The 13,081-nt window shown below is 67.9% G+C and carries 10 protein-coding genes; 7 read left to right on the plus strand and 3 right to left on the minus strand.

The genetic code is table 11. The features are described from left to right. Positions 1-78 precede the first annotated feature (78 nt). From ACFPOU_RS22215 to ACFPOU_RS22225, 3 genes are all read left to right on the plus strand, one after another. A complete protein-coding gene (locus ACFPOU_RS22215) occupies positions 79-2,250 on the plus strand; it encodes a cyanophycin synthetase (protein WP_379726719.1) in 2,172 nt (723 codons plus the stop codon). 78 nt (positions 2,251-2,328) lie between these two features. Further along, entirely contained in the window at positions 2,329-4,914 is a 2,586-nt protein-coding gene (cphA, locus tag ACFPOU_RS22220; RefSeq protein ID WP_379726722.1) for a cyanophycin synthetase, read from the plus strand. Positions 4,915-5,007: 93 nt separating this feature from the next. Then, entirely contained in the window at positions 5,008-5,634 is a 627-nt protein-coding gene (locus ACFPOU_RS22225; protein ID WP_379726725.1) for a LysE family translocator, read from the plus strand. A 16-nt stretch (positions 5,635-5,650) separates the two neighbouring features. On the opposite strand, the gene ACFPOU_RS22230 is transcribed toward ACFPOU_RS22225, so the two are convergent. Both ACFPOU_RS22230 and ACFPOU_RS22235 read right to left on the minus strand, forming a co-directional pair. Further along, positions 5,651-6,289 (minus strand): PEP-CTERM sorting domain-containing protein, encoded by a 639-nt coding sequence (locus ACFPOU_RS22230; RefSeq protein WP_379726728.1) that lies wholly within the window; start codon positions 6,287-6,289, stop codon positions 5,651-5,653. Positions 6,290-6,500: 211 nt separating this feature from the next. Beyond that, positions 6,501-6,881 (minus strand): hypothetical protein, encoded by a 381-nt coding sequence (locus tag ACFPOU_RS22235; protein ID WP_379726731.1) that lies wholly within the window; start codon positions 6,879-6,881, stop codon positions 6,501-6,503. A 223-nt stretch (positions 6,882-7,104) separates the two neighbouring features. Here ACFPOU_RS22235 and ACFPOU_RS22240 point away from each other — a divergent pair, with 223 nt between their 5' ends. The 3 genes from ACFPOU_RS22240 (at position 7,105) to ACFPOU_RS22250 (ending at position 11,302) form a co-directional block, all read left to right on the plus strand. Continuing rightward, positions 7,105-7,557, plus strand: a complete 453-nt coding sequence (locus tag ACFPOU_RS22240) for a response regulator (protein WP_379726734.1) — start codon at positions 7,105-7,107, stop codon at positions 7,555-7,557. Between the two features lie 131 nt (positions 7,558-7,688). Continuing rightward, the gene (mutS, locus tag ACFPOU_RS22245; protein ID WP_379726737.1) at positions 7,689-10,346 is read left to right on the plus strand and encodes a DNA mismatch repair protein MutS; all 2,658 of its coding nucleotides are present in this window, start codon (positions 7,689-7,691) and stop codon (positions 10,344-10,346) included. Further along, positions 10,346-11,302: a hypothetical protein gene (locus tag ACFPOU_RS22250; RefSeq protein WP_379726740.1), complete on the plus strand. Its 957-nt coding sequence runs from the start codon at positions 10,346-10,348 to the stop codon at positions 11,300-11,302. Before mutS ends, ACFPOU_RS22250 begins: the two co-directional genes overlap by 1 nt. Before the next feature lie 33 nt (positions 11,303-11,335). Here ACFPOU_RS22250 and ACFPOU_RS22255 read toward each other — a convergent pair whose 3' ends face one another. Then, positions 11,336-11,881, minus strand: coding sequence for an FKBP-type peptidyl-prolyl cis-trans isomerase (locus ACFPOU_RS22255; RefSeq protein WP_379726743.1), 546 nt, complete (start codon positions 11,879-11,881; stop codon positions 11,336-11,338). A gap of 78 nt (positions 11,882-11,959) precedes the next feature. Here ACFPOU_RS22255 and ACFPOU_RS22260 point away from each other — a divergent pair, with 78 nt between their 5' ends. Then, positions 11,960-13,081 (plus strand): ribosomal protein uL16 3-hydroxylase, encoded by a 1,122-nt coding sequence (locus ACFPOU_RS22260; RefSeq protein WP_379726747.1) that lies wholly within the window; start codon positions 11,960-11,962, stop codon positions 13,079-13,081.

The following is a 13,081-nucleotide window of genomic DNA, read 5'->3' on the forward strand; positions in this document are numbered from 1 at the left end:
TGCGGTAGCGCACAGGCAGGCAAACATAGGCAACGCCATCATGGTGAACGCGCGACACCGTGGGCAAGACATCATTACATGACAAAGAAGAATGACATCAAGTTTCTCCGAGTAGCTCACCTGCGCGGCCCGAATATCTGGACCTACCGTCCGGTCATCGAGGTCTGGCTCGACATTGGCGAGCTGGAGGACTTTCCTTCTGACAAACTCCCCGGCTTCAACGAACGCCTGACCGGCTGGCTGCCCGGCCTGATCGAGCACCGCTGCGGCGTGGGCGAGCGCGGCGGCTTCCTGGAGCGGCTGGAATGCGGCACCTGGGCCGGCCACATCCTCGAACATGTCGTGCTCGAGCTGCAAAACATGGCCGGCATGAAGACCGGCTTCGGCAAGACCCGCTCGACCGGCCAGCCCGGCGTCTACAAGATGGCCTTTCGCACGCGCGACGCCATCGTCGGCCGCGCCGCGCTCGACGCCGGGCACCGCCTCCTGATGGCCGCCGTCAACGACGCAGCCTTCGACATGCCCGCCACCGTCGCCGCCCTCGCCGAACTGGTCGACCGTTACTGCCTGGGGCCGTCGACGGCGCATATCGTCGACGCCGCCACCGAGCGCCGCATCCCGTCGATCCGCCTGACCGAAGGCAACCTGGTGCAGCTCGGTCACGGCGCCGCCCAGCGCCGCATCTGGACCGCCGAAACCGACCAGACCAGCGCCATCGGCGAAAGCATCGCCAGCGACAAGGACCTGACCAAGACCCTGCTTTCCTCCTGCGGCGTGCCGGTGCCCGAAGGCGCCCTCGTGCGCAGCGCCGACGCCGCCTGGGAAGAAGCCCGGGACATCGGCTTGCCGGTGGTCGTCAAGCCGGTCGACGGCAACCATGGCCGCGGCGTCACGCTCAACCTGATGAGCGAAGCCGAAGTGCGCACCGCGTACGCCATCGCTTGCGCGGCGGGCGGCAGCAGCGCCGTGCTGGTCGAGCGTTTCATTCCCGGCAACGAGCATCGCCTGCTCGTCGTCGGCAAGCAGGTCGTGGCCGTGGCGCGCGGCGAGTCGCTGTGGGTGACGGGCGACGGCCGCTCGAGCGTCGGTGCGCTGGTCGCCAGCCAGATCAATACCGACCCGCGCCGCGGCGAGACCGAAGAACACCCGCTCGGCCGCGTCAACGTGCAGGATGGCGAAATCCTGCTCGACCTGGAGCGCCAGGGTCTCATGCCTGGCTCGGTGCCGCAGGACGGCCAGAAAGTGCTGATCCAGCCGAACGGCAACGTCTCCGACGATGTCACCGACCTGATCCACCCGGAGGTGGCGCACGTGGCGGCCCTGGCCGCGCGCGTGGTCGGCCTCGACATCGCCGGCATCGACCTGGTGTGCGAAGACATCGCCAGGCCGCTGGCCGGACAGCGCGGCGCGATCATCGAAGTCAATTCGAGCCCTGGCCTGCTGGCCCACATCAAGCCGGCCAGCGGCACGCCGCGCAATGTCGGCGCCGCCATCATCGACCACCTGTTCGCGCCGGGCGACTCCGGCCGCATTCCGGTCGTCGGCGTCACCGGCACCCTCGGCACCAGCCTGATCGCGCGCCTGCTCGGCTGCCTGCTGAACGCCGCCGGCAAGCATGCCGGCGTGGCCAACGGCGAGGGCCTGTACCTCGACGGGCGCCAGGTGCACAAAGGCGACTGCACCGGCTTTGCCGCCGGCGAGCGCCTGCTCATCAACCGCAACGTCGAGGCGGCCGTCTTCGAATCGAACGCGCGCAGCATCCTCGCCGGCGGTCTGCCCTACGACCGCTGCTCGGTGGGCGTGGTGACCGACATGGGCCGTGTGGACGAGGTCGCCGAATACCATATCGCCGACGAGCAGGCGCTGGCCAACGTGGTGCGCAGCCAGGTCGACGTGATCCTGTCCGATGGCGCGGCCGTGCTCAACGCCGCCGATCCGGAAGTGGTGAAACTGGCCGGGCTGTCCGACGGCCGCGTGATCTTCTACGCGATGGACGAGCACAATCCGGTGCTGGTCCGGCACCGCGCCGGCGGCGAGCGCGTCGTCTTCGCGCGCGACAACCACATCGTGCTGGCCGATGGCGAACACGAAACCTCGCTGCTCGACCTCGGCAAGATCAAGCCGGCCACCGTCAAGCATCCGGCCAGCGTGCTCGCGGCCACCGCCGCCGCCTGGGCGCTGGGCCTGCAGCACGACCTGATCTGCGGCGGGCTGCGCGCCTTCGACGCGACCAGGAAAACGACTTATTGATTTCAAAGGCGCGGTTCGCCGCAGCCAGGGGACGCGCCGCTCGCGTGGCGGCGGCCCACACTAAAGGAATACAGGTTTATGGAAGTATCTCGCGTACGGGCCCTGCGCGGCCCTAACCTCTGGAGCCACCACACCTCGGTCGAGGCGATCGTCGCCTGCACCCCGGAGGAGGAATCGATCGCCACCTTGCCTGGCTTCGAGTCGCGCCTGCGTTCGCGCTTTCCCCAGCTGGGCCAGCTGCAGCCCTTCGGCCACGAAGAAGATGCGCTCGATCCGGTGCCGATGGCCGAAGTGCTGGAGATCGTGGCGCTGGCCTTGCAGGCCGAAGCCGGCTGCCCGGTCACCTTCAGCCGCACCACCGCCACCGTCGAGACCGGCATCTATCAGGTCGTGGTCGAGTACACGGAAGAAGACATCGGCCGCCTGGCGCTGGTGCTGGCCGAGCAGCTGATCGCCGCCGCGCGCGCCGATGCGCCCTTCGACCTCGGGGCCGCCCTCGTCCAGCTGCGCGAGCTCGACGAAGACGTGCGCCTGGGGCCTTCGACCGGTTCGATCGTGCAGGCCGCGATCGAGCGCAATATCCCGTTCCGGCGCCTGACCGAAGGCAGCCTCGTGATGTTCGGCTGGGGCAGCAGGCAGCGCCGCATCCAGGCCGCCGAGATCGACGCCACCGGGGCCATCGCGGAAACCATCGCCCAGGACAAGGAGCTCACCAAGCGCCTGCTCGACGCCGCCGGCGTGCCGGTGCCGCTCGGGCGCGTGGTGGCCGACCCGGACGACGCCTGGGCCGCCGCCCAGGAGATCGGCCTGCCGGTCGTGGTGAAACCGAAGGACGGCAACCAGGGCAAGGGCGTGACGGTCAACATCACGACCAAGGAACAGATCACGGCCGGCTTCCACTCGGCCGCCGAGTTCCGCGACGACGTCCTCGTCGAGCGCTACCTGCCGGGCCACGATTACCGCCTGCTCGTCATCGGCGACAGGCTCGTCGCCGCCGCGCGCCGCGATCCGCCGATCGTGGTCGGCGACGGCGTGCACACGGTGCGCCAGCTGGTCGACCAGGTCAACCTCGATCCGCGCCGTGGCAACGGACACGCCACGTCGCTGACCAAGATCCGCTTCGACGACATCGCGCTCGGCAGCCTGGCCAAGCAAAACCTGCGGGCCGACTCGGTCCCGGAAAAGGGCCGGCGCGTGGTCCTGCGCAACAACGCCAATCTGTCGACCGGCGGCTCGGCCACCGACGTCACCGACGACGTCCATCCGGAAGTCGCGGCGCGGGCCATTGCCGCCGCCCACATGGTCGGTCTCGACATCTGCGGCGTCGACCTGGTCTGCGACAGCGTCCTGAAACCGATCGAGGAACAGCACGGCGGCATCGTCGAAGTCAATGCCGCCCCGGGCCTGCGCATGCACCTTTCGCCTTCCTTCGGCAAGGGCCGCGACGTCGGCGCGGCGATCATCGAGACGCTGTTCAGGCAAGGCGACGACGGCCGTATTCCGGTCGTCGCCGTTACCGGCACCAACGGCAAGACCACGACCGTGCGCCTGATCGCGCACTTGCTGACAAGCTCCGGCCTGCGCACCGGCATGACCAATACCGACGGCGTCTACATCGAAGGCCGCCGCATCGACAGCGGCGACTGCAGCGGCCCGCGCAGCGCGCGCAACGTGCTGCTGCATCCGGACGTCGACGCGGCCGTGTTCGAAACCGCGCGCGGCGGCCTGCTGCGCGAAGGCCTGGCGTTCGACCGCTGCGAAGTGGCGGTCGTGACCAACATCGGCGCGGGCGACCACCTCGGCCTGAACTACATCACCACGCTGGAAGACCTCGCGGTCCTGAAGCGCGTGATCGTCCAGAACGTGAAGGTCGGCGGCATGGCGGTGCTGAACGCGGCCGACCCGGTCGTCGCCGCCATGGCCGAGAATACGAAAGGCGACGTCACCTTCTTCGCCCAGGATGGCGGCCACCCGCTGATGGCCATGCACCGCGCCCAGGGCCGGCGCGTGGTGTACGTCGACGCCGGCTCCCTGGTCTGCGCCCAGGGCAGGAACGAAACCAGGATCGCGCTGGGCGAAGTGCCGATCACCCGCGGCGGCGTGATCGGCTTCCAGGTCGAGAACGTGATGGCATCCGTCGCCGCGGCCTGGGCCGTGGGCCTGGACTGGGACAAGATCCGCCTCGGCCTCAAGACGTTCGTGGGCGAGAGCGACAACGCGCCAGGCCGCTTCAACGTCTTCGACTACAAGGGCGCGACCCTGATCGCCGACTACGGCCACAACCCGGATGCGATCGCGGCCCTGGTGTCGGCAGTGGAAAACATGCCGGCGAAACGCCGTTCGGTCGTGATCAGCGGCGCCGGCGACCGGCGCGACCAGGACATCACCCAGCAGACCGAGATCCTCGGCGCGGCGTTCGACGACGTGCTGCTGTACCAGGACCAGTGCCAGCGGGGCCGTCCCGACGGCGAAGTCGTCGCCCTGCTGCGCCAGGGCCTCGCCGGCGCCACGCGCACCAGCCATGTCGAGGAAATCAATGGCGAGTTCGTCGCGATCGACCGGGCGCTCGCGCGCCTGGAAGCGGGCGACCTGTGCCTGATCCTGATCGACCAGGTCGACGAGGCGCTGGCGCATATCGGCAGGCGGGTCGCGCAAGCGAAGTAAGCGTCCGGCACGCCTGCGGGACCCGGGGTGGCCGGCGTTGCCGCGCGCCCCGCGTCCTTTTTTCGCTGCATCGCCTCTCGGACCAGAACGACCATGCTCGCACCGGAACAATTTCTAGGTTTCCTGCTCGCCGCCCTCCTCCTCACCGCCTCCCCCGGCCCGGACAACCTGATGGTCCTGGGCCTGGGCATGTCCAGGGGCCGCAAGCAAGGCATGGTATTCGGCCTTGGCTGCGCGCTGGGCTGCCTGAGCCACACCTTGCTTGCCGTGATCGGCGTGAGCGCGGTCATCGCCGCCTCCCCGACCGCCTTCACGGCCTTGCGCATCGGCGGCGGCCTCTACCTGGTATGGCTGGGACTGGGCGCGCTACGCAGCACCGGCGGCCAGTCGGCGGCGGCCGGCGGCGCGCCGGCGCGGTCCCTGAAGCGCCTGTTCGCCGAGGGCTTGCTGGCGAACGCCATCAATCCGAAAGTGGTGCTGTTCTTCCTGTCGCTGCTGCCGCAGTTCGTGATCGCGGCCAACGGCAATGTGCCCGGCCAGATGCTGGCGCTGGGCCTGACCTTCACGCTGCAGGCGGCGATCCTGTTCGGGCTGCTCGGTTATTTCGCCGGGACCGTGGGGGCCTGGCTGGAACGCACGCCCGGGGCCGGCAAGTGGCTCGACCGGCTCGCCGGAACCGTCTTCATTGCGCTCGGCGTGAAACTGATCGTCTCACGCTAGCGGGCGCGACCAGGGCTCAGCGCCTGCGCGCCGCCCGCATCCCCATCAATCCCAGGCCCAGTCCCAGTATCGCCAGCGTACCCGGCTCCGGTATCGGCTCGTAGGCGATATTGAGCGAGGACGAGAAGTATTCGAGCGGATCCGATGTGGAGAAGTCGCGCAGGTAGAGCGTCCACCTGCCGTACGGGTTCATCTCGTCGAACAGCGCCAGCGATTCGGCCGGGCGGAAGCTGCCGGCGCGCACGCGCGGGCCGGCAGCGCGCAAGGCTTCGTCGTCGAAGGTGACGCTGACGCGCCCGGCGCCGCCGTTGCTGCCCGCGCGGTAGGTATTGAACGCCCTGACCAGCGTGACCGGCTGTCCGCCGGGCGCCGTCAGGACCAGGGTGAACTCGTTCTCGAAGGGCGAGCCGCGGCCGATGCAGGCGCTGCCGTTCGGCCCGATCGGCGGATTGTCGCATTTCGAGAACGCCACCGTGATGTTCACGTCGATAATCCGGCCGCGGCCGTCGACGCGCAAGGCGCGCGTTGCCTGACTGCCGTCGATGACGCCGTAGGTGGCGTCATTGCTCACGACCGTGGCGATGACCGTGGCCGAGGCGCTCGCGCAGGTGAAAGCGGTGACGATGGCGGCGGCAAGACGATGGATACGGCGCATGGATTCTCCCAGTATTGATGGACATTGCAGAGCAATTTCCGTTCCACGAATGGAAAGCTGCGCAATATCAATGACTTGGCATGAATTGGCCGGCGCCGGCCCAGGCGTTGGAAAACGCGATGTAAATTGTCTCGACATCCATGCACGGGGTCGCGGAGTGCGGCATGCGGCCGGGGCTGCAAGCGCCCCGGCCCATGCGCGCAAGCCCGGTTCAGCTGCCGAAGTAGCGCAGCTCGAAGTCGAGGGCCCACTGTACCCGCGAGCTCGACAGGGGCGCCTGGACGGTGGCGTCGCACTCCCCCATCCAGGCCTCGTTGGCTGCACCGGGACCGGGCGTGCGGATCCCTACCACGGCGCTTCCCGGGGCGACCGCGCGCAGTTCCTGCACGAAGCTGCGCTCGCTGCCGGGCGGGGCGGCGCCGACACTGGTGAGGATGACGTCGAAGCGAACCGTACCGAGCGCCTTGAGCGCGGCGCGCCGCCCGGCGGCAGTGACGGCGATATGGCCCATGGTCGCGAGCAGGCGGCGGATGTCGGCCTGGTCGCGGGGTGCCGGATGAATCACGAGAATCGTTTTGCGTTGGATAGCCATGCAATAGGGGTTATGCCGATTTCACCAAAATCAAGGCCGATTCGATAGTTTATTTTTATGCCATTCCTCATGGCACCTTCGTCCGCCGGCAACCGGCTGCCCGGCATCCGGATTTGCATGACAAGCGGAAACATTTTGCTGCCCCGGGCCGACATCGTGCATACTTGCCGTTTCCATCTGTCGAACGCGCCGCGCGGACGCGGAATTTGCTCCGGGAGTTGCCTTGTACCGTAAGAAGCATTTCAGTTGGCTGATGTCGACCGTGACCTCCCCTGGCATGGCGGGCGGGCGCGATTCCGGCCAGGACGACGCGCTCGCAGCAGGCGGCGCGGTGCGCAAGGTGCTGGTGGTCGACGACGAAGCCGATCTGGCCGACCTGGCCGAGGCCCTGCTTGCCAGCCGCGGCCTGGCCGTCGTGGTCGCCAATTCGGCCGTGCAGGCGCTGCGCATCCTCGGGCAGGACGAGGACATCGACGCGCTCTTTTCGGACGTCATGATGCCCGGCATGAATGGGCTGCAACTGGCGGACGCCGTCAGCGAATTCTTCCCGCGCGTAAAAATCATCCTCACCTCCGGCTATACGGCCCCGTCCATGTTCGACGGGCGCCAGCACCGCTATCTGTTTACGCCCAAGCCCTATACGCTCGAGACGATCATCACGCTGCTGCGCAGCTGAGCGATTGCGCCACGGCCGTCATCGGGGCAAGGATTCCCGCCTGCCGCTTCGGCCGCATGCTGCCCAGCCAATGCCTGTAAAATGGCGCTCCCGGCATGGCGGCCTGCCCTGCCCTCGCGAACACGATTGACATGACCACCGTTCCTACCGAAATCAACGCCGCCGCGGCACGCGCAACGTCGGAAAAAGTTACGCCGATGATGGCCCAGTACCTGGGCATCAAGGCCGATTACCCGACCATGCTGGTGTTCTACCGCATGGGCGACTTTTACGAGCTGTTCCACGACGACGCCGAAAAGGCGGCGCGCATCCTCGGCATCACGCTCACCGCGCGCGGCACCTCGAACGGCAATCCGATCAAGATGTGCGGCGTGCCCTTCCATTCGCTCGACGGCTACCTCGCCAAGCTGGTCAAGCTGGGCGAATCGTGCGCGATCTGCGAGCAGATCGGCGACCCGGCCACCAGCAAGGGACCGGTCGAACGCAAGGTGGTGCGCGTCGTCACGCCCGGCACCCTGACCGATTCCGACCTGCTGCCGGAGAAAGCGGAGCGTTCGCTGCTGGCGCTCTGCACCGTCGACGCGCGCAAGTCGTCGACCGTGGGCCTGGCCTGGCTGTCGCTGGCCAGCGGCGCGCTGCGCCTGATGGAATTCTCGGGCGACGAACGCGCGGTCGGCGCGCGCCTGGCGCAGGAACTGGAACGCATCGCGCCGGCCGAGATCCTGCGCGCCGACGATGGCGACATGGCCGAGGACAAGCCGTTCGCCCATACCCAGCGCGTGCCCGCGTGGCATTTCGACGTGGTCAAGGGCCACAAGGCGCTGGTCGAACAGCTCGGCGTGGCCACCCTCACCGGCTTCGGCGCCGATGGCCTGGGCGCCGCCTTCGGCGCGGCCGGCGCGCTCCTGCGCTATGCGCAATCGACCCAGGGCCGCGGCCTGCAGCACGTAAACAGCCTCGCCGTCGAAAGCGGGAACGAATTCATCGGCCTCGATGCCGCCACCCGCCGCAACCTGGAGCTGACGGAAACCATCCGCGGCCAGGAAGCGCCGACCCTGTTCTCGCTGCTCGACGGCTGCCGCACCGCGATGGGTTCGCGCCTGCTGCGCCACTGGCTGCACCACGCGCGGCGCGACCAGCGCGTGGCGCGTTCGCGCCATGAAGCGATCGCGGCGCTGGCCCAGGGCGAGGCGGCCGCCGGCCTGTCGGCCACGCTCAAGGAAGTGCCCGACATCGAGCGCATCACGACGCGCATCGCACTGCTGTCGGTGCGCCCGCGCGACCTGGCCAGCCTGCGCGACGGCCTTGGGCAGTTGCCCGCCTTGCGCCGGCAAGTCGCGGCCTGCTTCATTCCGGGCGACTCGTGCCTGCTGCGCGAACTGCACGAGGCCATCGACACGCCCCTGCCCTGCCTTGACCTGCTGGCCCGCGCCGTGGCCGAGGAGCCGAGCGCGATGGTGCGCGACGGCGGCGTCTTCGCGGCGGGCTTCGATGCCGAACTCGACGAACTGCGCGCGCTGTCGCAGAACGCCGGCCAGTTCCTGGTCGACCTGGAAACGCGCGAGCGCGCCCGCACCGGCATTGCCAACCTGCGCGTCGAGTACAACAAGGTGCACGGGTTCTATATCGAGGTCACCAACGGCCAGGCCGACAAGGTGCCCGACGATTACCGCCGCCGCCAGACCCTGAAGAACTGCGAGCGCTACATCACGCCGGAACTGAAGGCCTTCGAAGACAAGGCGCTGTCGGCCCAGGACAAGGCGCTGGTGCGCGAAAAGGCGCTCTACGACGAGCTGCTCGCTTGCCTGGCGCCGCACATCGGCGCGCTGCAGCGCGTTGCGCAGGGCCTGGCCCAGCTCGACACGCTGGTCGCCCTGGCGACCCACGCGCTGCGCCACAACTGGTGCGCGCCGCAACTGGTCGACGCGCCCTGCCTTGCCATCGCCGAAGGCCGCCATCCGGTGGTCGAGCGCCAGATCGAGCGCTTCATCGCCAACGACTGCCAGCTCTCCAACGAGCGGCGCCTGCTGCTCATCACCGGCCCGAACATGGGCGGCAAATCGACCTTCATGCGCCAGACCGCGCTGATCGTGCTGCTGGCCTATGTCGGCAGCTATGTGCCGGCGGCGAGCGCGACGATCGGTCCGATCGACCGCATCTTCACCCGCATCGGCGCCAACGACGACCTGGCCGGCGGGCGCTCGACCTTCATGGTCGAGATGACCGAATCGGCCGCGATCCTGAACGGCGCCACCGAACACTCGCTGGTGCTGATGGACGAGGTCGGGCGCGGCACCTCGACCTTCGACGGCCTGGCGCTGGCCTGGGCGATCGCGCGCCACCTGATCGACACCAGCCGCAGCTTCACCCTGTTCGCGACCCATTATTTCGAATTGACCCAGCTGCCCGAGACCCACCCGAGCGCGGCCAACGTGCACCTCTCGGCGGTCGAGCACAAGGATACGATCGTGTTCCTGCACGCGGTACAGGAGGGTCCGGCCTCGCAGAGCTACGGCCTGCAGGTGGCGCAGCTGGCGGGCGTGCCCCCGGGCGTGATCAAGGCCGCGCGCAAGCACCTGGCGCGGCTCGAATCGCAGGCCGTGGGCAGCACGCTGCAGCTCGACCTGTTCGCGCCGCCCGGCGAGCACGAGACCGAGGAAGCGGCGCCGCCGGCGGCGCCGGCCCTGCCCCCGGCCTTGCTCGACGCCCTCGACCGGCTCGACCCGGACGCAATGACGCCGCGCGAGGCGCTCGAGCGGCTGTACGAACTCAAGCGCCTGGCCGCCTGATGCCGCCCCTGCGCCGCCTTCGCCACGCCGCCGCGCTGCTGACGCTGCTGTCGGCGGCGGCGTTCGGCGCGGCGCGCGACGGCGGGCGCGAAGGGCGCGAGGAGCACCGCTTCGGCGTCATCGGCCACGGCTTCGACAAGCCCGGCGACGAGCATTTCAAGAAGGCACTGGCCGAAACGAGCGAGCAGTCGATCGCCTTCGTCGTCGTCACCGGCATCAAGGCCGCGGGCGAGCCCTGCAGCGACAAGCTCTACCAGGAACGGTATGAACTGATCGGCAAGGCCAGGCGCCCCGTGATCGTGCTGCCGGCCGGCAGCGACTGGACCGACTGCCGCAACTCGGCGGGCCGCACCAACGCCGTCGAGCGCCTGAACCGGATGCGCGAACTGTTCCATGGCGAGCCGCACTCGCTCGGCGTCAGGAAGCTGCCCTTGACGCGCCTGTCGATGAGCCCGCGCTTTCGCAGCTATGCCGAAAACGCCCACTGGACCGTGGACTCGGTGCTGTACGCCACCGTGAATCTGCCCGCCAACAACAACCATTACCTGGCCGCGGCCGGGCGCAACAGCGAATACGAAGACCGGGCGGTGGCGACGCGCTTCTGGCTCAATCGCCTGTTCACGCTGGCGCGGCGCGACAAGGTCGATGCGATCGTGCTGTTCTCCGAGGGCGACTTGAAACCGCTGGCCGCGCCGACCGGCCTGCGCGGCCTGCTGCGCCGCGCGCCCGTCACGCGCGACGGCTTCGCCGCGCCCCGCAACCAGGTCCAGCTGCTGGCGCAGAAATTCGAGGGCAAGGTGCTGCTGGTCGACAGCGCGGCGCTGCCGAAAAAGGCGCGGCCGGCGATTGAATGGCGCGCCAATGTCGGGCACGTATCGGTCGGGGGCGAGGCGGTCGAAGTGAAGGTGACGCCGGGGGAAAAGGCGCTGTTCAGCCTGAAGGATGCAAGCGAGTGACACAGCGGGGACGATGCGTCCCCGCCGGCGTCGTCAATGCAGCGGCTGGCTACGGAAGTGGTCGCCCTCTTCGCCTTCGCCGCCGTCGTCCTCGCCATGATGATGGCCGTGGGCGCCGTGCACGTGGCCGTGGGCGATCTCTTCGTCGGTGGCGGCGCGCACGTCGACGACCGACAGTTCGAAGCGCAGGGCCATGCCGGCCAGCGGATGGTTACCGTCCAACACGACCTTGTCGTCGGCGATTTCGGTGACGGTGAAGATCATCGGCTCGTCGTCCGGCGCGCCGTCGGCCATGCCTTCGAACTGCATGCCCACTTCGAGCGGCTCCGGCAGCAGCTTGCGGTCTTCGACCTTGACCAGCTCGGCATCGTAGTCGCCGAACGCGTCGTCCGGCTCGACCTGCAGGGTCGACGAATAGCCAACTTCCTTGCCGTCGAGTTCTTCTTCGATTTTCGGCAGGGTGTTTTCGTAACCGCCATGCAGGTAGACCATCGGCTGCACGCCTTCTTCGATCAGGTTGTTCTGTGCGTCCGACAGTTTGTAGTTCACCGTCACGACCGTATTCTTGGCAATCTTCATCGCGTTTCCTTTCGTTGTAAGGAGCGGATTATAACCTCCCTCCGCTTTCGCCCATGATAGGGCTGGTTATAATGACGCATGAAAAAATTACAGCTACTAGGGAACATCACTCCCGCCCAATTCCTGCGCGATTACTGGCACAAGAAGCCCCTGCTGATCCGTAACGCCATCCCCGGTTTCAAGCCCTTGCTGAAGTTCGAGAAGCTCGCCGAAGCCGCGGCCGCGAACCACGTCGAGTCGCGCCTGGTCACGGGCGTCGACGGCCAGTGGGACCTGCAGCATGGTCCGCTCGCTGCGCTGCCGCCGCGCACCCAGCCCGGATGGACCCTGCTGGTGCAGGGCGTCAACCTGATCGACGAACGTGCAGACGCACTCTTGCGCCAGTTCCGCTTCCTGCCCGACGCGCGCCTGGACGACCTGATGGTCAGCTACGCCACCGACGGCGGCGGCGTCGGTCCGCACTTCGATTCCTACGACGTCTTCCTGCTGCAGGCGCACGGCAGGCGGCGCTGGAAGATCAGCGCCCAGCGAGACCTGGCGCTGGTCGAAGGCATGCCGCTGAAGATCTTGTCGAACTTTACCCCGGAAGAGGAATTCGTGCTGGAACCGGGCGACATGCTGTACCTGCCCCCGCACTACGCGCACGACGGCGTGGCCGAAGGCGAATGCATGACCTATTCGATCGGGTTCCGCGCGCCCTCGTTCCAGGAACTGGGCGAAGCCTTCCTGCAGTTCATGGCCGACTCGATCGACCTGCCCGGCCGCTATGCCGACCCGGACCTGCAGCCGGCGAAAAACCCGGCCGAGATCCCGCGCGAGATGCTCGCCAGCGTCACCGAGGAACTCAACAAGGTGCGCTTCGACGAGGAAGACGTGACGATCTTCTTCGGCGAATACATGTCCGAGCCCAAGCACAACGTGTTCTTCACGCCGCCCGCAAAACCGCTGGTGGTCGGCCGCTTCATGGAGACGGCGGCCAGGCGCGGCCTGAAACTGTCGCCGAAGTCGCTGATGCTCTACCGCGGCAAGCACGTCTTCATCAACGGCGAATCGTTTGCGGTCAGCCGTGCGGACAAAATCGTCCTCGACGTGCTGGCCAACGAACGGCGCCTGTCCGGCGAGGCGCTGGCCCAGGCATCGGACGATGTGCTCGAAGCGCTCTACACCTGGTACCAGGACGGCTGGATCGAACTGGGGTAG

The sequence above is a fragment of the Massilia jejuensis genome (assembly GCF_042656795.1).
Taxonomy (GTDB): Bacteria; Pseudomonadota; Gammaproteobacteria; order Burkholderiales; family Burkholderiaceae_D; genus Telluria; species Telluria jejuensis.